The organism is Clostridium paraputrificum AGR2156, from assembly GCF_000424025.1.
In the GTDB taxonomy this organism is placed as follows: Bacteria; Bacillota; Clostridia; order Clostridiales; family Clostridiaceae; genus Clostridium; species Clostridium paraputrificum.
The window spans coordinates 191117-215419 of record NZ_AUJC01000008.1; the positions used below are offsets into that span (position 1 = coordinate 191117).

At 29.1% G+C, this 24303-nt stretch carries 24 protein-coding genes and 1 pseudogene; 21 read left to right on the forward strand and 4 right to left on the reverse strand.

Translation table 11 applies throughout. The features are described 5' to 3' along the window. Positions 1 to 54 precede the first annotated feature (54 nt). The 4 genes from G594_RS18760 (at position 55) to G594_RS0110075 (ending at position 4857) form a co-directional block, all read left to right on the forward strand. The gene (locus tag G594_RS18760) at positions 55 to 330 is read left to right on the forward strand and encodes an ArsR/SmtB family transcription factor (RefSeq protein WP_034866372.1); all 276 of its coding nucleotides are present in this window, start codon (positions 55 to 57) and stop codon (positions 328 to 330) included. Positions 331 to 342: 12 nt separating this feature from the next. Further along, the gene (locus G594_RS0110065) at positions 343 to 1671 is read left to right on the forward strand and encodes an MATE family efflux transporter (protein ID WP_027098469.1); all 1329 of its coding nucleotides are present in this window, start codon (positions 343 to 345) and stop codon (positions 1669 to 1671) included. Beyond that, a complete protein-coding gene (gene gshAB / locus G594_RS0110070) occupies positions 1655 to 3973 on the forward strand; it encodes a bifunctional glutamate--cysteine ligase GshA/glutathione synthetase GshB (protein ID WP_027098470.1) in 2319 nt (772 codons plus the stop codon). The genes G594_RS0110065 and gshAB overlap by 17 nt, the downstream gene beginning before the upstream one ends. 419 nt (positions 3974 to 4392) lie before the next feature. After that, positions 4393 to 4857: a YbaK/EbsC family protein gene (locus G594_RS0110075; RefSeq protein ID WP_027098471.1), complete on the forward strand. Its 465-nt coding sequence runs from the start codon at positions 4393 to 4395 to the stop codon at positions 4855 to 4857. A gap of 52 nt (positions 4858 to 4909) precedes the next feature. Here G594_RS0110075 and G594_RS0110080 read toward each other — a convergent pair whose 3' ends face one another. Further along, a complete protein-coding gene (locus G594_RS0110080; RefSeq protein ID WP_167539560.1) occupies positions 4910 to 5344 on the reverse strand; it encodes a GNAT family N-acetyltransferase in 435 nt (144 codons plus the stop codon). Positions 5345 to 5525: 181 nt separating this feature from the next. On the opposite strand from G594_RS0110080, the gene G594_RS0110085 reads away from it, so the two are divergent. From G594_RS0110085 to G594_RS0110120, 8 genes are all read left to right on the forward strand, one after another. Continuing rightward, positions 5526 to 5840, forward strand: a complete 315-nt coding sequence (locus tag G594_RS0110085) for a DUF1648 domain-containing protein (RefSeq protein ID WP_027098473.1) — start codon at positions 5526 to 5528, stop codon at positions 5838 to 5840. Positions 5841 to 5936: 96 nt separating this feature from the next. Next, a complete protein-coding gene (locus G594_RS20640) occupies positions 5937 to 6071 on the forward strand; it encodes a hypothetical protein (RefSeq protein ID WP_271815725.1) in 135 nt (44 codons plus the stop codon). Between the two features lie 81 nt (positions 6072 to 6152). Beyond that, positions 6153 to 6821: a DNA-3-methyladenine glycosylase gene (locus G594_RS0110095; protein WP_027098474.1), complete on the forward strand. Its 669-nt coding sequence runs from the start codon at positions 6153 to 6155 to the stop codon at positions 6819 to 6821. A 44-nt stretch (positions 6822 to 6865) separates the two neighbouring features. Further along, positions 6866 to 7810, forward strand: a complete 945-nt coding sequence (locus G594_RS0110100; protein WP_027098475.1) for a DUF6414 family protein — start codon at positions 6866 to 6868, stop codon at positions 7808 to 7810. 160 nt (positions 7811 to 7970) lie between these two features. Then, a complete protein-coding gene (locus G594_RS0110105) occupies positions 7971 to 8951 on the forward strand; it encodes a diaminopimelate dehydrogenase (RefSeq protein ID WP_027098476.1) in 981 nt (326 codons plus the stop codon). An 18-nt stretch (positions 8952 to 8969) separates the two neighbouring features. After that, complete coding sequence (locus tag G594_RS0110110) at positions 8970 to 9239, forward strand: ACT domain-containing protein (protein ID WP_027098477.1); 270 nt, start codon at positions 8970 to 8972, stop codon at positions 9237 to 9239. A 27-nt stretch (positions 9240 to 9266) separates the two neighbouring features. Then, on the forward strand, positions 9267 to 10622 hold the full coding sequence (locus G594_RS0110115; protein ID WP_027098478.1) for a PFL family protein: 1356 nt from the start codon (positions 9267 to 9269) through the stop codon (positions 10620 to 10622). 346 nt (positions 10623 to 10968) lie between these two features. Further along, positions 10969 to 11724: an exodeoxyribonuclease III gene (locus G594_RS0110120; RefSeq protein ID WP_027098479.1), complete on the forward strand. Its 756-nt coding sequence runs from the start codon at positions 10969 to 10971 to the stop codon at positions 11722 to 11724. Positions 11725 to 12019: 295 nt separating this feature from the next. Here the strand turns inward: G594_RS0110120 and G594_RS0110125 are convergent, their stop codons facing one another. After that, positions 12020 to 13441, reverse strand: a complete 1422-nt coding sequence (locus tag G594_RS0110125) for a spore germination protein (protein ID WP_027098480.1) — start codon at positions 13439 to 13441, stop codon at positions 12020 to 12022. A gap of 93 nt (positions 13442 to 13534) precedes the next feature. On the opposite strand from G594_RS0110125, the gene G594_RS0110130 reads away from it, so the two are divergent. The 4 genes and pseudogenes from G594_RS0110130 (at position 13535) to G594_RS0110145 (ending at position 18289) form a co-directional block, all read left to right on the forward strand. Further along, complete coding sequence (locus G594_RS0110130) at positions 13535 to 13954, forward strand: hypothetical protein (protein WP_027098481.1); 420 nt, start codon at positions 13535 to 13537, stop codon at positions 13952 to 13954. Positions 13955 to 14010: 56 nt separating this feature from the next. Then, positions 14011 to 14751, forward strand: coding sequence for a tetratricopeptide repeat protein (locus tag G594_RS0110135; protein ID WP_027098482.1), 741 nt, complete (start codon positions 14011 to 14013; stop codon positions 14749 to 14751). Between the two features lie 107 nt (positions 14752 to 14858). Beyond that, positions 14859 to 16784: pseudogene (locus tag G594_RS18765) on the forward strand (ABC-F family ATP-binding cassette domain-containing protein). Positions 16785 to 16879: 95 nt separating this feature from the next. Then, a complete protein-coding gene (locus G594_RS0110145) occupies positions 16880 to 18289 on the forward strand; it encodes a hypothetical protein (RefSeq protein WP_027098483.1) in 1410 nt (469 codons plus the stop codon). A gap of 39 nt (positions 18290 to 18328) precedes the next feature. Here G594_RS0110145 and G594_RS0110150 read toward each other — a convergent pair whose 3' ends face one another. Next, a complete protein-coding gene (locus G594_RS0110150) occupies positions 18329 to 20077 on the reverse strand; it encodes an ABC transporter ATP-binding protein (RefSeq protein ID WP_027098484.1) in 1749 nt (582 codons plus the stop codon). Between the two features lie 5 nt (positions 20078 to 20082). Then, the gene (locus G594_RS18770) at positions 20083 to 21822 is read right to left on the reverse strand and encodes an ABC transporter ATP-binding protein (RefSeq protein WP_167539561.1); all 1740 of its coding nucleotides are present in this window, start codon (positions 21820 to 21822) and stop codon (positions 20083 to 20085) included. A gap of 332 nt (positions 21823 to 22154) precedes the next feature. Here G594_RS18770 and G594_RS18775 point away from each other — a divergent pair, with 332 nt between their 5' ends. From G594_RS18775 to G594_RS0110180, 5 genes are read left to right on the forward strand one after another with little or no spacing between them, the layout of a single operon-like run. Then, positions 22155 to 22535 (forward strand): hypothetical protein, encoded by a 381-nt coding sequence (locus tag G594_RS18775; protein WP_051195973.1) that lies wholly within the window; start codon positions 22155 to 22157, stop codon positions 22533 to 22535. After that, a complete protein-coding gene (locus tag G594_RS20325; RefSeq protein WP_165438821.1) occupies positions 22536 to 22691 on the forward strand; it encodes a DUF6906 family protein in 156 nt (51 codons plus the stop codon). A gap of 55 nt (positions 22692 to 22746) precedes the next feature. After that, complete coding sequence (locus G594_RS18780) at positions 22747 to 23358, forward strand: hypothetical protein (RefSeq protein ID WP_051195974.1); 612 nt, start codon at positions 22747 to 22749, stop codon at positions 23356 to 23358. 27 nt (positions 23359 to 23385) lie between these two features. Beyond that, the gene (locus tag G594_RS0110175) at positions 23386 to 23808 is read left to right on the forward strand and encodes a hypothetical protein (RefSeq protein WP_155849304.1); all 423 of its coding nucleotides are present in this window, start codon (positions 23386 to 23388) and stop codon (positions 23806 to 23808) included. A gap of 19 nt (positions 23809 to 23827) precedes the next feature. After that, positions 23828 to 24178: a type II toxin-antitoxin system PemK/MazF family toxin gene (locus tag G594_RS0110180; protein ID WP_027098486.1), complete on the forward strand. Its 351-nt coding sequence runs from the start codon at positions 23828 to 23830 to the stop codon at positions 24176 to 24178. Positions 24179 to 24303 lie beyond the last annotated feature (125 nt).

Sequence of the window (24303 nt, forward strand, 5' to 3'; positions counted from 1 at the left end):
AAACATATAGATGATTTTCTATATGTTTTTCTTTTTAAGTATAGGAGGGATATAGTGAATAATATTTATGGGGAATATGCTTTAATTTTTAAGGCCTTAAGTGATTCAACTCGTCTTGAAATATTAGAAATGATTAAAGATAAGGAGTTGTGTGCATGCCATATATTAAAAAAGTTTAACATAACTCAACCAACTCTTTCTTACCATATGAAAATATTAAAAGATGTTGGCCTTATTAATTGCACAAAGAATGGCTCTTGGATGCATTATTCATTAAACGAGAAAACAATCATTGAATTAGAAAGTTTTTTTAGGTCTTTAAAGAAATAAAAAGGAGTGTGTATGCAAAAAATAGATTTAACTAAGGGGAAGGTAACAAAAGTCCTATTAGCTACAGCAATACCTATTATGGGTAGTTCTCTTCTACAGTTTACTTATAATCTTGTAGATATGCTTTTTGTTGGAAGGCTAGGAAGTGATGCAGTGGCAAGTGTTGGATCTTCAAGCTTTTTTATAGGTCTTGGATATTCTATAAATGCTATTGTTGTTATTGGTACAGGGATTAAAGTTGCTCATTCAATAGGGAATAGCGATGAAATTAAAACTAAAGGATATATTAATTCTGGACTTATACTAAATTTTATAATTGGATTAATATATTCCTTGCTTTTAGTCTTGCTTGGTAAGGAGTTAATATCTTTTTTAGATTTAGGAAATCTAAGGGTTGAAAGAGATGGATATATATATTTAGCACTTAGTGCACCAATGCTTTTCTTTGCATTTTTCAATTTGCTGTATACTAGAATATTATCTAGTTATGGTAATAATAAAATTGCACTTAAAATTAACGCTGTTGGAGTTCTAACAAACATTATTTTAGATCCAATTTTAATATATACTTTTGGTTTTGGTGTAAAGGGAGCAGCTATTGCAACCTTAATATCAAATGTATTAATGTTTGTACTTTATAACATAAAATCAAATAAAATGTTATATTATGATTTTAAAATAAAATATAGTTTACAAAAGATAATAGAGATAATAAAGCTTGGTTTTCCTATGTCCTTTCAAAGAGTGCTTTTCACTCTTGTAAATATTTCTCTTGCGAAGATAATAAGTAACTTTGGTTCAGATGCTATAGCAGCACAGAAGATTGGACTTCAAATAGAATCCATTACCTTCATGGTTATAGGCGGATTAAATGGTGCCATTTCAAGTTTTGCAGGTCAGAATTTTGGTGCAAAAAAATATAAAAGAATCTTAGATGGATATAATAGTTCATTAAGAATAGGATTAATATATTCCTTGTTTATGGCATTAATTTTTATATTTATCCCAGGTTCTCTAGTTAGTTTATTTATTAAGGAGGACAATACTGCAAGTATTGCATGTGGTTATCTACAGATAGTTGGCTTATCTCAGCTATTTAGCACTATTGAAATGGTGTCAAATGGTTTGTTTACAGGAGTTGGTAAGCCTAAGATACCAGCTATAATAAGCATAATATTTACAGTTTTAAGGATACCAATGGCACTAATATTTATAAGAATTATTGGTGTTAATGGTATATGGTTAAGTATTGCACTATCAAGTGTTTTAAAAGGAATAACAGCTTATTTATTATATATAGTTACAGTTAGGAAGGAGTATACAAATGCTAAATACATTTAAAGCTCTTTTCACTTCAGATGAAATCTTAAGAGGAAACTTTGGAGTTGAAAGAGAAGGTCTTAGAGTTGGTGTAAAAGGAGAATTATCGAGAAATAAGCACCCAAAGGTGTTTGGAAATAAAATTATGAATCCATACATTACAACTGATTTTTCAGAAAGTCAATTAGAGCTTATAACCCCAGTGTTTAATACGTCAAAAGAGGTATATGATTTTTTAAATGCTCTTTATGATATAGTTGCCCTTGAAATAGGAGATGAATATATTTGGCCAGAATCTATGCCTTGTATAATCCCAGATGATAGGGAGATTCCTATAGCAACTTTTTGTAAATGTAAGCAGGGTGAAGAGGCTAGAGCATACAGGGAAGAACTATTAAGAAAGTATGGTGGAAAAATTCAATTAATTTCAGGAATTCACTATAATTTTTCATTAGATGATGATGTGTTAAATAAACTTTATGAAAATTCATCTAAAAAGGAAGATTTTAAAACTTTTAAAGATAACCTTTATCTAAAAATAGTAAGAAATTACTTAAGATATAGGTGGCTTCTTATTTATCTTTTAGGCAGCACAGGAGTAGTTCACTCTAGCTATAAGGGAGAATGTTTAAAGAAATTAGATAATATTTCACAAGGTGCATATTCCTGTGAAGGTATAGTTTCTTATAGAAATAGTGATTGTGGATATGGTAATAGAGTAACTTTATTTGCAGATTATACTTCAACAAGAGAGTATGTAAATAGTTTAAAGAGGTTTATTAATGATGGTTTAATTCAAAGCCCTAAAGAATTCTACAGTTCAGTTAGACCTAAGGGGAAGAATCCAAATAAAATACTTGAGTCTTTATTAAATGAAGGTATACAATATCTTGAATACAGAAGTATCGATATTAATCCTTTTAGTAAGGGTGGTATTTCCTTAGAGGATTTAGAGTTTTTAGAATTATTCAATCTTTATCTTTTATTTAAAGAAGAAAGTAATTATAAGGATTGGCAAATAGATGGCCTTGAGAATCAAAAGAATATAGCTAGAAATGGTGGCTTAGATATAGAACTAATACGTGATGGTGAAAAAGTTTCTAAGGTTCAATGGGGATTAGAGATATTAAATGAAATTAGAGATATTAATCATATTCTTAATTTAGGTAAGGGTGAGTTAATTGATGCTCAAATTGAGAAAATAAAGGATTATAAAAAGACAAACACCTATAGATTTATTGAATTAGTTAAAGAAAAAGGATATATTGATTCTCACTTAGATTTATCTAAAAAGTATAAGAAAGAAGCTTATGTTAAAAGATTTAATTTAAAGGGCTTCGAAGATATGGAGCTTTCTACTCAAATATTAATGAAGGAAGCAATTAAAAGAGGTATTAAATTTGAAGTATTAGATAGAGATGATAATTTCATATCCTTGGAAAAGAATGGGAAGCTTGAATACATAAAACAAGCTACTAAAACCTCCGTAGATAATTATGCAACAGTACTAGCTATGAATAATAAGGTTGTGACAAAGAAAATTCTAGATAAAAAAGATGTAAGAGTTCCAAAGGGAGAAGAATTTACAAGCATTGATGAAAGTATTAGAAGAATAGAGAAGTATGTAAACCTTCCAGTTGTAATTAAACCAAAATCAACAAACTTTGGTCTTGGAATATCAATATTTCCTGATGGAGGAGGCAAGGAAGAGTTAACTAAAGCCTTAGATTTTGCCTTCTCAAAGGACAATACAGTTCTTATAGAAGAATTTATTAAAGGAAAGGAATTTAGATTTTTAGTAATTGGAGATAAGGTTTCAGGTATTCTTCATAGAGTCCCAGCTAATGTTAAGGGTGATGGAAAACATACAATTGAGGAACTTATAGAGATAAAAAATAAGGACTCTTTAAGAGGAAAGGGATATAAAACTCCACTTGAAAAAATAGAAATTGATACCTCTGTACTTCTATATCTTAAAAACCACAATAGAGATATATATACTGTTTTAAAAGAAGGTGAAGAGGTATTTTTAAGAGAAAATTCTAATATAAGTACTGGTGGAGATAGTATAGATTTCACAGATGTAATTCCAAATAGATTTAAGGAAATAGCAATAAAGTCCGCAAAGTCTATAGGAGCAAAAATTTGTGGTGTAGATATGGTAATAGAAGATTATACCGATGAAAGATCTAATTATGGAATTATTGAACTAAACTTTAATCCTGCAATACATATTCATTCTTATCCATATGAAGGAAAGGAAAGAAATGTAGCAAAGGATATACTTAATCTTTTAGGGTTTAAGGAAAGCCAATGTGATTAAAATTAGATAGTAGTATTAAGTGGTAAAATATAAGCTAAAGAGGAGTTTATTTTAGAAAACTCATCTTTAGCTTATATTTTATCAAAGTTTAATAATTCTTGTAGTTGCATATAAAATAGATAAAGAGTACCTAGACTATCATTCACGACTATGCGTAAAGATAGGGGATGGATTTATTGTAGTTTCAGGAAGAGCTTTAGAATGTTCTAAAAATAACACAACAAATATTATGTAAAGTTAATTGTAAAAAATAGTTAAAAATAAGTTCGAAAAAATTGTTTATAAAGGTAAAAAGGGAACACTTTGTTAAAAGTGTTCCCTTTATTTTATGTATATTCCCTTGATTTGAATTTATTGACATTAGATAGACCTAGGGTTATTATTTAATATTATTACATATAAGAAAGGAGTTGATTTATATGACTATAGAAAAGGTAAGAGATTTTCTTAAGGGTTATGGAAAAGATAAATATATAAGAGAGTTTGATACCTCAAGTGCTACCGTAGAACTTGCTGCTGAAGCTTTAGATGTTGAGCCTGCTAGAATTGCAAAGTCTTTAACTTTTAAAAATAATGAAAAGTGTATTATGGTAGTAACTGCTGGTGATAGGAAAGTAGATAATAGAAAATTTAAAAATGAATTTGGAATTAAGGCAAAGATGCTAAGTCCTGATGAGGTATATGAATTTACAGGACATAGAGTCGGCGGAGTATGTCCCTTTGTTATAGATTTAGATAAAGTTCAGATATATTGTGATAAATCAATGGAGAGATTCCAAACAGTTTTCCCTGCTTGTGGCAGTAGTAATTCTGCTATAGAGCTTACTTTAGATGAGTTATTTAAACTATCTAATGCCTTAAAATGGGTGGATATTTGTAAATAATATATAAGAAAGAAATACTAGTATTAATAGTATTTCTTTCTTACTTATATTATTAAAGATATTCCATTTCAATAAGTTCTAAATCTTCATCCATATATGTCTTTATAGAAGTAAATCCAACGTTTCTATAACAATTTATAGCTCTTTGATTCCAAGTAGCTACTTGAAGTTTAATAGGCTTATCTCCATATTTCATTTTACACATATCTATTGTCATCTTGAGTATTTCTTCTCCTATGCCTTTACCACATTTGTTTGGTTTAACACCAATTCCTATTACAATATCTGTAGGAAAATTATCTATTCTTGTAAATCCAATCAATTCGTCATTAGAATTTAGATATGCATTATAAAGCTCTTTTCTTAAAGTATCATCACATAATGCATAGTTATTAATTTTCATCTGTTCCCAACTAGGAAGATTATAAATACCACATTCATCTTCATATTTCCAAGAAGTAATCTCCTTAGCTAAATTTTTACTCATTTGTACTCTTTTAACCATATCTTTCTCACCCTATCGTAAACGTAATAATATTATTATACCTTTTTCGAACCTATAAAACAAATTGTATAAGGTAATTAATACTTTATAAAACTATATAAATCATTTACATTCTGTTATAGTTGTAGTAGAATAATAGTATCAAATAAGGGAGGTGTTTATAATGAACTTTTTATTAAATGAAAGTCTACAAAAGAAAATAAATTATGGAATAATAGGTCTTACTTTATTAATTAATATTGTTGCTTTATTTTTTCTACCTAAAGAAATGGGAATACATATAAACACTCAAGGAGAAATAGATTCTTCTATTAGTAAATATATAGGAGTATTAATAATACCATTAGTAATGGTTTTGTTATCTTTTTTACGAAAAAGTGAAGCTACAGAAGCATCTAAGAAGCTTATTTATTTAATTGCAAGTATTATATTATTTTTTATAAATGGATATATTCTGTTTTTTAATTTAACTTTATAATTTAAATCCATTAAAATCATAGGTTATATATAAGGTTTTGGTACAAACTATTATTGTAAATAAATTTATAAAAATAATTTGTAGGAGGTCTTAGTTATGAAAGCTAAAAAAAATATGAAATCTATGATGAAAAAGGCTGCTAGAAAAGCAAATCTTCTTATGGAAATGGGAGAAGATATGATGGATTTAATGATGAAAGCAAGAAAGTATAAAAGAATGACAAAAAAATAGATATTATTAGAGAAACTCGAGTTTTAACTTGAGTTTCTTTTTATGCTTTAGGTTATACTATATCTTAGTGGAGGTGGCATTATGATTATTTTAAATGAAAAATTTTATGGAAGAAAAACCTTAGATGTCGCTGTAGATTTACTAGGAAAATATTTAATCCATAATATAAATGATCAATTAGTAGGAGGAAAAATAGTTGAAACAGAAGCATATACTGGAGTTAATGATAAAGCAGCTCATGTATATGGTGGTAGAAAGACTGAAAGGGTATTACCTATGTATGGAAGAGCAGGCACTTCCTATGTCTACAGAATATATGGAATGTATAACTGCTTAAATGCAATAACCGAGAGAGAAGGAGAACCTCAAGGTGTATTAATACGTGCTATTGAGCCTTTAATAGGATTAGATTACATAGCTAATATGAGATATAAAAAGAATTTTAGTGAATTGGATAAAAAGCAAAAATTGAATTTAACATCGGGACCTTCAAAGCTTTGCATGGCTCTTAATATCGATAAAAGGTTAAATAATAGATTATTATTTGAAGGGGATTTATTTATTTGTGATCTTGATGATGAGTTAAAAGCTCTATTTCAAGTAGAAGAAGAAAAAACGGGATATATAATAAAAAGTAAGAGAATAGGAATAGATTATGCAGAAGAAGCAAAAGATTTCTTATATAGATTTTATTATAATGATAATCCATATGTTTCTAAAAAGGACAAGAATGGCATAAAATTATATTAATATTAATAGACTAATATGAAACAATCCTTTGAGGACGTGAATGAATGGATGATTTATTAGACTTAGCACTTTTAATGTATTTAGATGAGGACCTTGTTCGTAATATGTCCTCATTCGTACTTAACGGATATATAGAAATTAGAACATCAAGAATTATTCAGGATTTAACTCTATCAGGAAGAGCAGGAATTGATTTAAGAGACCATTGTTTTGATGAAGATAGAACAAGTAATGATGAAAGAGAAGGATTTAAAGGAAGTAATATAACTTCTGCAGAACATTGCGAAAACACTCGTACTAATAATGCTGGAATTGAAAATAGAGAGTTTGTTAGAAGAGAAGAAGAATTAAAGCGTGTATTTACCACATTTAATCTTCATGGAGAGCTTATAACTCAATTGAAATCTTCAAATAGATTAAAATCATTTTATGATACAACAATAAATGAAGGAGATGTATTTCCAGGAGATTACATACAAATTCATGGTAATTTAACCTCGGAATCAATTAATTCTTATCTTGATTCTGTATTAACTATTTTTGATTGTTTTGGCAGTGACAATCTTGATAAAATGATATCTAAGGGACTTAATGGAAATCTGAATTTTAAAAATATGAATCATCTACTTAGTCATTTAAGTGAAATTCTTAATAAAAATTCAACTCAAGATTTAATATTACAATGTGGAGATACTCCAGTTGTTCTTAATGTTAATAATAATTTCTTTATGAACAATAGTTCCTATATTTATGATAAGGTTGATTGTCCTTGTACAGTATATGGTAAGGTTATAAATGTTGCGCCTAATGGTAAATGCATAAGCCTTCTAAGAAAAACTGCACAACATGATTATTATGAGCATTTTTTAAATAACTGTTGCCCTTTTTGTGATCAATTAACTAGCAATGGTATATTAATGCCTAAAATGCCAAGATTAAAATGTGAAGGCGTTTCTATAATTGTAGTTCCAATAAGTATATGTTTATAAAAGAGAAGTTGAAAAGCATTCAATTTCTCTTTTTTAGTTTGTAAAACTTTACAATTATATATTTATTAAATTCAACAATTTATATTTCAAATGATTTATAATAACCTTAAATTATGGTAAAATAAGCACAAATAAACAAATTTTTAAAGGGGCTGTTAAAATGGAGAACAAAATAAGAGTAGGAATAGTTGGATATGGAAATCTAGGAAAGGGTGTTAGAAAGGCTATAAATCAGAATAAAGATATAGAACTTGAAGCAATTTTTACAAGAAGAGAAGTTAGTAAAGTATCAGAAAATGATAATTTAATGGTTCATATCTCTAAAATTGGTGATTTTAAAGATAGGATTGATGTAATGATACTTTGTGGTGGTTCTGCAACAGATTTAGTAGAACAGGGACCAATGGTTGCCGAGATGTTCAATACTGTAGATAGCTTTGATACACATGCTAAAATACCATCTTATTTTGAGAAGATGAATGAAGTTAGTACTGCTTCAGGGAATTTAAGCATAATATCTGTAGGGTGGGATCCAGGGTTATTCTCATTAAATAGACTTCTAGGTAATGCTGTTTTGCCTAATGGTAAGGATTATACCTTCTGGGGAAAAGGTGTAAGTCAAGGCCATTCAGATGCAATTAGAAGAATCCAAGGCGTTAAAAATGGAATACAATATACAATTCCAATAGAAGCTGCCCTAGAAAGGGTAAGAAGTGGCGAAAATCCAGACCTTACAACTAGAGAAAAACATTTAAGGGAATGTTTTGTTGTTGCAGAAGAAGGAGCAGATAAAACAAAAATTGAGGAAGAAATAAAGAATATGCCAAATTACTTCTCTGATTATGATACAACTGTTCACTTTATAACTGAAGAAGAGCTTAAAAGAGAACACTCAGGTATGCCACATGGTGGATTTGTTATAAGAACAGGGGAAACTGGAGAAGGAACTAAGCAAAGAATTGAGTTTTCACTAGACCTAGGAAGTAATCCAGAATTTACTTCAAGTGTTTTAGTTGCATATGCTAGAGCCATAGCTAAGATGGCTAAAGAAGGTAAGAAGGGTGCTTTAACAGTATTTGATGTCCCATTTGGATATCTTTCATCAAAGACACCTGCAGAACTTAGAAAAGAATTATTATAGAATTTAGGAGCTGATTATATGAAATCAATACTAACAGTAATAGGTAAAGATCAGGTAGGAATTATAGCAGGAATTAGCTGTGAATTACAAAAGTGTAATATGAATATTTTAAATGTTACTCAAACAATAATGGATGGGTATTTTACAATGATAATGATTTTAGATGGATCTAATGCAAATGTTTCCTTTGATGAAGTAAGAAAAAGTCTTCTAAAAAAGGGTGAAGAACTAAAGGTTGATGTAAAGATACAAAGAGAAGAGATCTTTAATTCAATGCATACACTATAATTAGGGGGCTACATAATGAATACAAATATTAATTCTCAAAATATTTTAGAAACAATAAAGATGATAGAAGAGGAAAAACTAGATATTAGAACAATAACTATGGGTATATCTTTATTGGACTGTATTGATCCAGATGGGAATAAAGCTAGGGAAAAGATATATAACAAAATAGTCTCTTCTGCCAAGGATTTAGTAAAGGTAGCAAACCAAATAGAAGAAGAGTTTGGCATTCCAATAGTTAATAAAAGAGTTTCAGTTACTCCTATTTCAATCATTGCAGGAGCTACTGATGAGGAAAACTATGTTGAGTTTGCAAAAACTTTAGATAAAGCAGCAGAAACTCTAGGTATAGATTTTATAGGTGGATTCTCTGCACTTGTTCAAAAGGGATATACTAAAGGTGATAGAATTTTAATTAAGTCGATTCCAGAAGCTTTAGCTGTTACAAAGAAGGTGTGTTCTTCTGTTAATGTTGGTTCATCAAAGTGTGGTATCAATATGGATGCAGTAAGGGACATGGGAGATGTAATAAAGGAAGCAGCAGAGCTTACTAAGGAAACTAAGGGATTTGGATGTGCTAAATTAGTTGTATTTGCTAATGCAGTTGAGGATAATCCATTTATGGCTGGTGCTTTCCATGGTATTGGAGAAGCAGATAAGGTTATAAATGTTGGTGTAAGTGGTCCTGGAGTTGTTCAAAGAGCAATTGAAAAGGTTAGAGGAGAATCCTTTGATGTACTTGCAGAAACAATTAAGAAAACAGCATTTAAAATAACAAGAATGGGAGAGCTAGTAGCACAGGAAGCTTCTAAGAGATTAAATGTTCCTTTTGGAATAGTTGATCTTTCTTTAGCACCTACTCCAGCTATTGGTGACTCTGTTGCTCATATATTAGAAGAGATGGGACTTGAAACTGTAGGTACTCATGGTACTACAGCTGCCCTTGCAATGCTTAATGATGCAGTTAAAAAGGGAGGAGTTATGGCATGTAGTCATGTTGGTGGATTAAGCGGTGCTTTCATACCAGTATCTGAAGATGCAGGTATGATAGATGCAGTTGTTAATGGTTCACTAAACTTAGAAAAGCTTGAAGCTATGACATGTGTATGTTCAGTTGGATTAGATATGATTGCAGTTCCAGGAGATACTCCATCATCTACAATAGCTGCTATGATAGCTGATGAAGCAGCCATTGGTGTTATTAATAATAAAACAACAGCTGTTAGAATAATTCCTGCTCCAGGATGTGAAGTTGGAGATATGGTTGAGTTTGGAGGACTTCTAGGCACTGCTCCAGTAATGAAGGTAAACTCTAATTCTTCAGAAGACTTCATTAAAAGAGGTGGAAGAATACCTGCACCAATACATTCATTTAAAAACTAAAAGTAATAACAAGGAAACGCCGCTTTTTGCTGGTGTTTCTTTTTTGTTTTGCTTTAGGAAATTGAACAATGGATCCACTTAATGTATATGAGAAAATATAATAGCATAAATATATCTTTATATCTTTATATATTTATTTATAAAAAATATTTGTGAGTTAGCTGCTAGAGTTTTATATTTTATAAAGCTGAACAAGCATTTCATTTTAAAATATCATCTGTGGTTGTAGGATGAAATTAAGTTTAATAGTAAATATTATAAAAGACTATTAATACTTTTAATATTAACCATTAACAATCTTTGTGTTATACTCTTTTTAGAATATAAAACTAATGGAGGTAGACAAATGAAAAAAATGATTTCATGGAACGTTAACGGTTTAAGAGCTGTTGTTGGTAAAGGGTTCCTAGATATATTTAATGAATTAGATGCAGATATATTCTGTCTTCAAGAAACTAAGTTACAAGCTGGTCAAATAGATTTAGATTTACATGGATATTATCAATATTGGAACTATGCAGAAAAGAAAGGTTATTCAGGTACTGCAATATTTACTAAAGAAGAACCTTTAAGTGTAGCTTATGGAATTGGCATAGAAGAGCATGATAAAGAAGGAAGAGTTATAACTCTAGAATTCCCTGATTATTATGTAATTACAGTATATACTCCTAATTCTCAAACTGAATTAGCTAGACTTGAGTATAGAATGACTTGGGAAGATGCATTTAGAGCATATTTAAAATCATTAGAAAAAAATAAACCAGTAATAGTTTGTGGTGACTTAAATGTTGCGCATAAAGAAATCGACTTAAAAAATCCTAAAACTAATAGAAAAAATGCTGGATTTACTGATGAAGAAAGAAATAAGTTTACTGAGTTGTTAAGTTCAGGATTTATCGATACATTTAGATTCTTCTATCCAAATCAAGAAGGAATATATTCTTGGTGGTCATATAGATTTAAGGCAAGAGAAAAGAATGCAGGATGGAGAATTGACTACTTTGTAACATCAGAATCATTAAAGGATAGATTAGTCGGTGCTAAGATTCATACAGATATCTTTGGATCAGATCACTGTCCAGTTGAATTAGAAATTAATTAATATAAAATAGTTAATAGATTAAAAGAGATTTTGTAATAACTCAGCTCAGGGAGCTGAGTTATTTTTAATTTTACAAACCAACTAAGATTAAATGATATTGTATGTGTTTCCTATAATAACAATTAATCAGAAGAATTATTAAACTTAATGAGATTAATAGGAGAAGTTATAGTTTAAAAAATATATAATCCCCTATGGCATATAAACCAACAAGGAAGAGAAATTTCAAAAGCAACTACTCTTCCTTGTTAATATTATCCTTCTTATCTCTTTTCTCTCTTTTATCTTAATTATCTTAAATCTTTCTTTTCTTACTTTTAATGCTAGTTCTAAACAATAAATGCATTAACGCTCTTCCGTTAAAAGGTATAAGGGGATAAAGATATGGCTCACCTGTAAATGTTCTAGTTGTGGCAAGTAATATAATACCAAGTATAAATCCACCAATAAGTCCCTTTAATCCTAATAGTGAAGTTAATATTAATAGCAATATCCTAAAGAACTTTATTGCAAACCCTAGTTCAACAGATTGCTGAGTAAATGTAGCTAAAGCAACTATTGCCATATAAAGTATAGTTTGAGGTAAAAACCATCCAGTCTTTATTGTAAAATCCCCTAAAATTAACGCACCAACAACAGATAAGGACATGCCTAAAGAGTTTGGAGTGTTTAATGATGCAAGCCTTAACCCATCAATTGCAAATTCCAGTAATAAGAATTGCCAAAATATCGGTATATGGTATGGGTCAGTTGGAAGTAAAAATCTATGATATTCTGGTAAAGTATCAGGATATTCTGTAATTAATAAATATATTGGAGTAATAAATAAAGTCATAAGTAAAATAGCATTTCTAAGAAACCTTAAATAATTTCCTGTTAATATAGGCGAATAATAATCATCAACATCCTCTAAGAAATCAAATACACTAGTAGGAAGAAGCATAGCTGAAGGATTGTTATCAACTAGAAGAGCAATCTTACCTTCTAATATATGAGCTGCAGTAACATCAGGTCTTTCTGTATACCTAACTTTAGGAAGTGGATTATACCAAGTCTTTTTACTAATGCATTCTATTAAACTCTGATCTCCTAAAGTTAATGCATCAACTTCAATTTCAGCTAATTGTTTTTTTACAGTTTCTAATGCTTCTGGTTTAGTTCTATCTTCTATAAAGGCAATTGCTACATCTGTTTTAGATTCTCTTCCAACAGAAACCATCTCAAATCTTAGTTTTGGATCTCTTATCCTTCTTCTTATTAGTGCACTATTAAATACTATAGTTTCAACAAAACCATCTCTAGCTCCCCGTAAAACCTTTTCCTTATCTGGTTCTTCTGGTCCTCTAGCAGGATAAGTTCTAAGATCAATCATTATACACTTATCTAAATTTTCTACAAACATTGCAGTTTGACCAGAAAGGAGAGCTTTAATTATATTTCCAAAATCCTCTTCCTCTGAAACTTCTATAGCACTAATACATGTTGTAATAATTTCTTCTGCAGTTTTTGCTTTTGCTATATTATCTTCTTTATATACACAAAAGCTTTGTATTAAGGCCTGAAGTGATTCATCCTTAACAAATCCATCTAAGAAGAACAAGCTAACACGCCTTCCCTTAAGATTTAATTCTCTATATAAAACATCAAAAGACTTACCAAAACCTATTTCATCTTTTAAATAGTTTACATTTTTATTATAATCAGTACTAATATTCATATTCCCACCTCATAATCTTAGGATACTCATCTTGTAAAATAATATACTTTCTTGTAAAATGCATAGTATGACTTTAAATAGAAGGTGGCACAAATGATAGAAATAAAATTAGAAAAGAATAAAAGAAATGAACCAATTTTAAAACTAAGGGTTACAGAAGAAGATTTAAAGGATAAGTCATTTATTAAGAGAGCTTTAATGGAAGGTACATCTCTAAAGGGAGAGTATAACTATAAGGTTCCAATAAGATTTTTTCTACCAATTATAAATAAGTTAGATTCTAAGGAGTATGAAATACATAAGGATTCATTAGACTTTTTCTTGGAGTTTTCTGATGATTATGACGAAAAGTATTATTATAGAACTGAAGCTGATGCAAAATATATGAAGCGCTGGAGAGAGGAAGGATGTCCAAATATTTATAAAACTATTATAGATATTAATAATAAAAAAACCTATAAAGAAATTGCATTTAAAAGAGTAGGAAATACTTTTTCTTCGGCATTTGAGTAATAGTTCATATTACTGTATACTTATAGTAAGTTTAAAAGGGATTGGGGGATATAATTTTGGAAAGTAACACATATAAGCTAAAATTACAAAAGGTAAAGGGTACATGGACTACTTATCTTTTTGTAGTAGGTATAGGTGCGTTCTTCTTAGATTGGAGACTTGGAATAGCAATAGTATTAGTTGGAGTTGCCTTTACAATTAAGTTTAAGAATGACCCTGACAATAATTCAGCATTATTTTATAACTATGCTTTAACTTTATACTCAAAAGGGGATGCAAAGAAGGCAAAGGATGCCTTAAACAATGCTGTATATTATAGAAAAGATAATAAAGAGGCATACTTTTTTTTAGGGTGCTTATATTTTGATGAAAAGGACTATACTAACGCCTTAACATATTTAAAAAGAGGTGGAGTAGATAAGGTGAAAGATCCAAGCTTAACCTATGTTTTAGGAAGATGCTATTATCATACTGAAAACTATAAAGAAGCTATTAAGTATTTAACTATGATTACATATGAAGGTAATGAGTATCTTGAAAATGAAAGATTAACAGCTTTAGGCTATGCAGCATGTGAAGCTGAGGAATATGAACTTGCATATGATTCACTAAGTAAAGTGAAAATTGACCTAGATGAAATTAAGGGGGATGCCTTAGAGTATTGTTACTACTATGGAGAAGCATGCTATTATACAGATAGGGATGAGGAAGCAAAGGAATATCTAGGTAAGGTATATGAAAAGGATCCTTATTATAAGTATATAGATGTATTTTCAAAGGAAATAGAATTTAATTAAGTAGAAAGCACTGCTATTACAGTAGTGCTTCTTTTTAATTCTTCATTATTTTTGAAACTTATGCTAGTATATGAATATATAAAGGTTACATAAAGAGGAGAATATATATGAATTTAATTACACTAGAAAATATAAGCAAAAGTTATAGTGAAAAAACATTATTAAACAATGTTTCACTTGGTATAAATGACGGGGATAAAATAGGTATTATAGGTATAAATGGTGCTGGTAAGTCAACCCTTTTAAAAATAGTAACAGGAAAAGAGGAATTCTTTGATGGAAGTGTTACAAAGGGGAAAAATGTTAGGATAGAGTTTCTTTCTCAAAGTCAAGATTTTCAAGATGATGCAACTGTATTAGAGCAAATCTTTAAGGGTGATAGTAAAGAAATGAAGCTTTTAAGAGATTATGAAGAAACTCTTGAAAGTCTAAATTCTTCACCTTCTAATTTTGATGAGCTTAATGAAAGGCTAATAAAGCTTCAAGGTGAAATTGATGGATTAAATCTATGGGAGCTTGAAAGTGAAGCTAAAAGCATATTAAATAAACTTGGAATAACTAAATATGAAGAAAAGATAAAAAATCTATCTGGAGGACAAAAGAAGAGAGTTGCTCTTGCTTCTGCTCTTATTACTCCTTGTGATTTGTTGGTATTAGATGAGCCTACAAACCATTTAGATTCAGATTCTATAGAGTGGCTAGAAGAATATTTAAATTCTAGAAAGGGTGCATTAATTATGATTACTCATGATAGATACTTCCTTGATAGAGTAAGTAATAGGATAGTAGAGCTTGATGGAGGAAATCTATATACATATGAAGGCAACTATACTGCTTTCCTAGAGAAAAAGATGGAAAGAATTGAAATAGAAGAGGCTCAAGAAGAAAAGAGACAATCTCTAATTAAAAAAGAGTAAAAATGGGTAAAAAGAGGTGCTAAGGCTAGAACTACAAAACAAAAAGCAAGATTACAAAGGTTTGATGACTTAGTTAATCAGGAATATGTAAAAAGAGAAACAGATGTAGAAATGTCTTTTATAGGAACTAGATTAGGTAAGAAGATAATTGAAATTAACCATATAAATAAAGGTTTTGATAATAAAGAATTAATACATGATTTTAGCTATATCTTCACTAAGGAGGATAGGATAGGTATTATAGGTAATAACGGAGCTGGAAAAACAACGCTAATTAATATGCTTAAGGGAGCTATAAAGCCTGATAGTGGAGAAATAGAAGTTGGAGAAACAGTAAAGATAGGATGCTTTTCTCAGGATGACTCTCATATGGACTCTAATTTAAGAGTAATAGATTATGTTAAAGAAGGGGGAGAGTATATCCCTGTAGCAGATGGAACAAAAATAACTGCATCTACAATGTGTGAAAGATTCCTATTTGATGGAACTATGCAATATACAAAAATAGAAAAGTTATCTGGTGGAGAAAGAAGAAGACTTCATCTTTTAAGAGTTTTAATGGAAGCTCCAAATGTTCTTCTACTGGATGAACCTACAAATGATCTTGATATTAATACACTTAACATATTAGAAGACTTTTTAGATAGCTATATTGGTGTAGTAGTAGTTGTTTCCCATGATAGATACTTCTTAGATAGAGTGTGTAATAAGATATTTGCATATGAAGGAAATGGTGAGATTGTGACTTATAATGGTAACTACAGTGATTATAGTATTAAAGTCGAATTAAAGAAGGCTAATAAGGAAACAGAAGTTAAAAAAGAAAAAAAAGAAAATGCTCAAAGAGTAAGAGAAAGAGATTCAAGACCAAAATTTAGTTTTAAGGAACAGAAAGAATATGAAGAAATTTCTTCTGTAATAGAAAACCTAGAAAATGAAATAGCAAATGTAGATAAATTAATGCAAGAAAATTCAGCAAGTTACTCAAAGCTACAAGAGCTTATGACAGAAAAGGAGAAATTAGAAGAAGAACTTCTATATAAATATGAAAGATACGAGTATTTAGAGGATTTAGCCCAAAGAATTGAGGAATATAAGAATAATAATAAGATATAATTATTTCGAAAAACAATTGGAAATTAATTCTAGATGGGTTATAATTGTAGTAGGAGTTTGGGAATAATCGTTTATTTATGGGGTGTGTAGCGACTATGAAAGAGAATAATGGTATAAATGGGAATATAGAAAGTAGTTCTGAACTTGTTGCAGTAACTACTAATAATGATGTAACTAAGGAATACCTGGATAAGAGCAAGAAGTTATTAGAGGACTTTAAAAAAATGCAAAATGTAATAATGGAAGCTCAAGGACCTGATATTTCTATACTTATTAAAGTTACTCAAAATAATCTTACTAAAACTGCCATGGAGCAAGCTAGTGAGATGATTAAAGAGTTTCAGGGAAACTTTAATGAAGATTCTGTTGAAGACTTTATAGAACATTCAATATCTTTAATTACATCTATAGAAACGGCAAATTATTTATATGGAAGTATTATTGATATTCAAGATATAAGAAAATATATATCGGCTAAAGTTACCAAGCAAATAGTTATAAGAAGTCGTAAATTATTAGAACTACTTAAGGATACTAACTTTGAGGATAAGGTAAAGCTATCCATAATAGTAGAACAGCTTAATCTTTGTATTAAAGTATTTGACTATTGCTGGGATATCTATCCTAAGAATATAAAATCATTAAAAGAAACTAATAATATAGTCGAAGTTATGATAACTAATAGAATAAAACTTGGTTTAGATAACTACAATATTGAAGTTCTAAGAATGATGATAGATAGAAATATCTCAAAAATTGAGGCTTCAAAGATAAAGAAAGTAGATAATGATACTGTAGTTGGACAGGCAATGAATAATAATTCAAATGTTACTTCAAAAGATATAGAAGGTGATAATATCATTGTTACCAATGATAATTCTTTCTTTGCAAACTTTGACATAGAGGAAGATAATTCTACTACAGCTTTAGTACAAACCAATAATACTATAACTGATAGATTTGTAGATATCACAAATAAGGTTATTAAAGAGGTAACAGAAAGCTCATCAAATGATTTTATGAATATAGCATTACAGAAGTTTTATTCTATAATAGGTGCTATAGAAACAATGAATTATCTTAAGGGTAATGTAGTTGATAAACATGCAGTTTCATTGAATATATCTAATCTTTTAACAGAAATGATTTTCTCTAACTATACAGCTATTAAGCATAGTTGGGATGAAATGGTCGATAAGAGTCCAGAAGACTACACAGCTTATGCTAAAGAAGTTAAAAAGTATTGTGAGATATTAGTTGAAGCTTATGAAATGAGTAAGGATAACATTAATGCATTAAAAAAATGTGTTACTATAGAAAATGATTTATATAACATGAAGAGTGAATTTAACTTTAAGAAATTTGAGGTTGAAAAACTTAATAAATCAATAGATAAGCACTTAGAAATAATTAAGAAAAAAGATACTTCATTTACAGTTGAAAGAAAGAAGCCAGAGAAGGATACAAAGAAGAAAAAAGGAATATGGGCTAAGATATTTAGTTAGTTATAAAAACTCTAGCAAAATTTTTGCTAGAGTTTTATTTTATTCATTTACAATTCCCTTTAATGAAGAGAATTGATTTTGGTATAGTTCATTATAGAATCCCTTTAAGGATATTAAATCTTTATGTGTTCCTTCTTCAACTACCTTACCATCCTTAATTACAACAATTTTGTCAGAATTAATTATAGTTTTTAATCTATGAGCTATGACAAAGGATGTTCTTCCTTCCATCATGGTGTTCATGGCCTGTTGAAGCTTTTGTTCTGTAATCATATCTACATTGCTTGTAGCCTCATCTAGTATTAATATATCAGGGTTAGCTAAGATGGTTCTAGCAATGGATAAAAGTTGCTTTTGTCCTTTACTAAATATATTACTATCACTTGTTATTTCTGTATCATATCCCTTAGGTAAACTAATTATGTAATCATGTATATTAGCTTTAATACAAGCAGTTTCAATTTCATTATCAGTAGCATCTTCTTTTCCAAATAGAAGATTTTCTCTAATTGTTCCACTAAAAAGAATAGTATTTTGAAGAACAATACCTATTCTTTTTCTTAAAGAGTAGAAGTTTATATCTTTTATCTTTAAATCATCAAAATATATCTCACCATCTTTAGTATCATAAAACCTATTTAAAAGATTAATAATAGTTGTTTTACCTGATCCTGTAGGGCCTACAATTGCAATCTTTTCACCTTTAAAGGCTTCAATATTTATTCTTTTAAGTATAGTCTTTTCATCATTATAGGAGAAAGATACATCCTTCATATTTACATATCCATTTAAAACATCTATTTCCTTTGCATTAGGAGTATTTTTTATATCAGGTTCCTCCTTAAGTATATCCATAACTCTTTCAGCGCCAGTAAAGGCTAATCCTAATTGGTTATAAAGATTAGACATTTGGTTTATTGGTTGAAAGAATAATCTAGCAAAGTTTATAAATGTAACTATAAGTCCAATACTTGCATCACCCTTTAAGGTAAGCATAGAACCAGCTACTATAATCAAAACTAAGGTTACATTAGATAATCCGTTCATAAGAGGAATCATTAAGTAAGAAGTAAACTGCGCTTTTATTGCAGTATCTTTAAAACTTTTATTTTTCTCATGAAATCTTCTAACAACCTCATTTTCTAGACCATAGGCTTTAACTACCTTAAGTCCAGAAATCTCTTCTTCAATATAGGCATTAAGATCTCCAAGCTTTCCTTGTTGCTCTCCATATAACTTTCTAGTTCTTTTAATTAAAAAAGTTACAATTATAGCTAGGAATGGTGTGGCAATTAAAGTTATTAAGGCTAATTTAACATTTAATATAAGCATAAATATTAATACTCCAACTAATTGAATTAAGTTAGAAGTTAGCTCAATTATACTATTAGATAGTGTTATACCAATATTGTCTATATCATTAGTAAATCTACTTAATAACTCACCATGTGGAGTAGAATCAAAAAATCTTAGTGATAAGGTTTCTATTTTATTAAATAGGTCAGTTCTAATCTTATTTACAGTTTGTGATGCCACATCAGCATTTATATAGTTTTGGAACCATCCTGCAAGGGATGATAGAGCATATACACAAAATAAAACAATTACCCACTTAACTAAACCGTCAACATTAGGTATAGTTATATAATTATCTATTATATATCCCATTAGGAAAGGACCTATAAGCTTAGTTAAGGTATAAACTATAATAGAAAAGCTTATAATTATAAGCTTAGTTTTATGTTCTTTTAAATATGATAATATGAACTTTAAGCCTCTGTTATTCATATATGCTAAGCCTCCTCTCCAAGTTGTGTATTATATATGTTTTTATAATGAACACTACTATTCATTAATTCTTCATGACTTCCTACTGCAAGTATTTGTCCTTGATCTATAAGAACAATCTTATCTGCATCAATTATTGAAGATATTTTTTGTGCAACCATTATAGTAGTAGTATTCTTCAGTTCTCTATTTAAAGCCTTCTTAACTAAGCTTTCAGACTTTGCATCAAGGGCAGAGGTTGAATCATCTAAAATAAGTATTCTAGGGTTACCAACTAACCCTCTAGCAATAGAAATTCTTTGTTTTTGACCACCAGATAAATTATTACCTCTTTGATATACAATAGATTCATAATTTTCAGGTAGTCTATCAATGAACTCTTTTGCTTGTGCAATTTTTGCAGCTCTTGTTATATCATCTTCAACAGCATCTAAATCCCCTTGAACTATGTTGGATTTTACAGTTCCAGAGAATAGAGTAGCACTTTGAAGTACAATAGATATATTTTTTCTAAGGGTAGCCTCATTGTAGTTTCTTATATCCACACCATCTAATAGAACCTTCCCTGATGTAGGGTCGTAGAATCTTGGTATTAAATTTACTAAAGTGGATTTACCAGAACCAGTAGAACCTATAATACCTACAAATTCTCCTTCTTTAATATGAAGATTAACATCCTTTAAGGCATATTCCTCAAATCCATCTGTTTCATCATAATCAAAGGAAACATTCTCGAAGGTAATATCTCCTCTAATATCATCAGCGTTCTTTGAGGTATTCATAAATACTACATCACTAGTAGCATTCATTATGTTTTCAACTCTTTTTGCTGAAACCATAGCTCTTGTAAAATTCATAAACAATAAGCTTGCTATTATAAGAGCAACTAATAATTGTGATAAGTAATTTATAAATGCAACTAAAGAACCTATTGGTAAATCATTATTTATAGCTGATTTACCACCAAACCATAAAATTGCAACTATACCTAAGTTAATACTTGCTAAAAATATAGGCAAAATAGTACCTACCATTCTAGATGTACTAGTATTTAGTTTTGCTAAATTAGAGCTTTTGCCTTTAAATTTTTCCTTTTCGTTATTTTCTTGAACAAATGATTTTACTGCCATAATACCATCAAAATTTTCTTTCAATGTAGTATTCATATCATCTAATCCTTGTTGAGCTCCATAAAATAGGGGATATGATTTCTTAATAATAAGAAATAATGCAATAGAAATTACTAAAATAATAACTAAATAAATAGGAGATAATCTTGGTGCTGTTATAATACCTAAAATTATACTTCCAATAAAAAGTAGTGGTGATCTAATCAATATTCTAGTACCTGACATAACAAAGTTTTGAAGTTGATTTATGTCATTAGTCAACACAACTATAAGATTAGAAATACTTAATTCATCAATATTTCTAAAGGAAAGCCTTTGTATTTTATCAAAGGTACCTTCTCTAAGATTCATTGCAAAAATAGTTGATATTTTACTAGAGTTATATGTGTTTAAAATACCAAGTAAAACTCCAACTACAGCTATGAATATCATTAAAGCACCTAACTCTACTATGAGAGTTTTATCATTATTTTTTATTCCTCTATCAATTACTATTTGGAGTAAAAAAGGTTGAACAAGTTCACATAGAACCTCTAAAATCATAAATATAGGGGCAATAAACACTAAAATCCCTAAAGAAGAGAAATAGGGTTTAAACTTTTTAAGCGTTGCCAAATATATCATCCTCCCTGAAAAAAGTTTCTAAAAGTAGTATTCCTAAATAATTAAGATTTATCCTTGTCTATAAACAATAGAAAAGGGTGAAAATTTAATATATAATAAGAACACCTAAAATGAATAAATAAAGAGTTTGTTTTGAACCAATATTAATGATAATCTCTTAATCAATAGAGGAATTAAGGGATAAATTGTTAATATTGGTTTTTTTTCTTGTGTATCTAAGAAAATGAAAGTATTAAATTTATGTTAAAAAATTATTTGGTAATAAAGAGTGTCCCACTCTATGGGTTGGGGAAAACTATATTCTTTTTTAGGAGGATATTATTTTGAAGTTGGATAAAGAGAAAATAGAGAGATTGTATTTAAAAGGATATAACTATATTGAAATTGCAAAAGTTTTTAATTGGAAACCTGAAAGTGTTCGTAAGTGCATACAAAGAAATTTTAAAGAACTAAAAAGTCAGCATGAATTAGAGCGAGATAGAAGGAAAGCAATAGATAGAGCGTTAAAACGTGAAGTAAATGGATTTATGACTAGTAGAAATTTCGTAAAAATGAACCCTTCTATATACACTCAAAATAGTAAAGGTGACCTAGTATTAAAAAAGAGTGAGGTTTGCTATACAGAGGATACCCCTAGAATTTCAATTAATGAGGGATTAAGAGAATATCAAAAAACATTTATAGGTATAAAAGGAGTGGTATAGATGAAGAATCCAAAGAATCCAACTATGAATCAAAAGAAACGTATAAGAGAGAAAAGGTTAAATCCGAATAACTGGCAAGTTATAAAGGATAATTCGGAAATATTTGAAATAATACATAGAGTGACTAAGAAGATAAAAACATATAAAGTTAGTTAAAAATGTAGAAGAGTAAATCTTCTACATTAATTTTTCTTAAATATGGGAGGCTAGTATGGAAATTTACATGAAAATGAAAGATATATCCTTAGAAGGGAATTTAATAGATAGTGGTTGGATAGAAAATTTAAAATACGAAAATGGGAAAACAAATTTAAATGCGGTAATGATTTTATCCGAAATAGTATATTGGTATCGACCTGTAGAGATAAGAGATGAATCTACTGGAGCAGTATTAGGATATAAAAAGAAATTTAAAAAAGATAAGCTTCAAAAAACATATGAAGCATTAGGAGAAAGATTTGGACTAAGTAAAAGACAAGCAAAATTGGCTTGTGATTATTTGAAAGAAAAAGGAATTATTACAGTAGAGTTTAGAACAATAAAAACTAGTGAAAGAACATTACCTAATGTTATGTTTCTTGAACCAGTTATTGAAGAGTTAAAGAAAATAACTGGAGTAAATAGAAGCGTGAATGTAGGGTATCCTACAATAGAATGTAACACCCCTAATAATTCAGATGGAGAATCAGAGAAAGATAAAAATTGTAATTTAGATAAACCTAGTGAACATGAGGGTTTAAACAATAACGATACAACAGAATGTAATATATCTGACAATAGAATGAAAGGTATCTTACAACAGAATGTAACATACCCTACATAAGAGTGTGATACAAATACAAAGATTAGCTTGGAGAATACTAACAAAGACTACATGGATATTATTTCTACTAGAGAAAATATACATAACGATAAATGTGAGAAGGAGGATAGTCTGGAAGAAGAATTGACTAACAAGAAGGTTGAATATGTAGAAGAAATGTTGGATATTAAGCTAAATAAAAAACAAAGAAAGATAATTAGTACGTTAGAAATGGACAGGCTTGAAAGGTCAGTTTTGATAGTAAGCACATATACAGATAAGAGTGATATAGAGTTATATAAAATACTAGTAACTATATATAATAACCCTAATAATCACAATCAAATTAATAAGCTTAGTAGCCAAAGTAATGGAATTAACACTATTAGATATAACAGTTTTAATAACTTTACACCAAGGTCATATGATTATGATTCTTTAGAAAAGAAGTTATTAGGATGGGAAAATTAAGATGAAAGGAGATATTTTTATGAATGAAGTATATAGAGGAGATATTTTTTATGGAAAGTTCCCTAAACCACAAGGAAAAAGTTCAGTTCAGGGTGGTACAAGACCTGTATTAATATTACAAAATGATATTGGAAATAGATATGCTTCAACAGTTATTGTTGCTAAAATAACATCTCAAATCAATAAAGCAAATATACCAACTCATGTGAAAATAAAGAAAGATGGACTAAAGAATGAATCAGTTATAATGCTTGAGCAGATAGCAACTTTAGATAAAAAGGATCTATTAACTAAAGTTGATAGCTTAGATTTTAGAGAATTAAGAGCAGTAGAGAAGGCATTAAAAATAAGCATGGGTTTAGTAAGTTAATATGGTAGATATGTTTTGGTTAATAGGAGCAATAATATTTGTTCCATTAATAGGAGTTATATTTATAATGTTTTTAAGTTTACCGTCTTTTATTTACTATAAATTAAAAAAGTTAATTTTAGAAA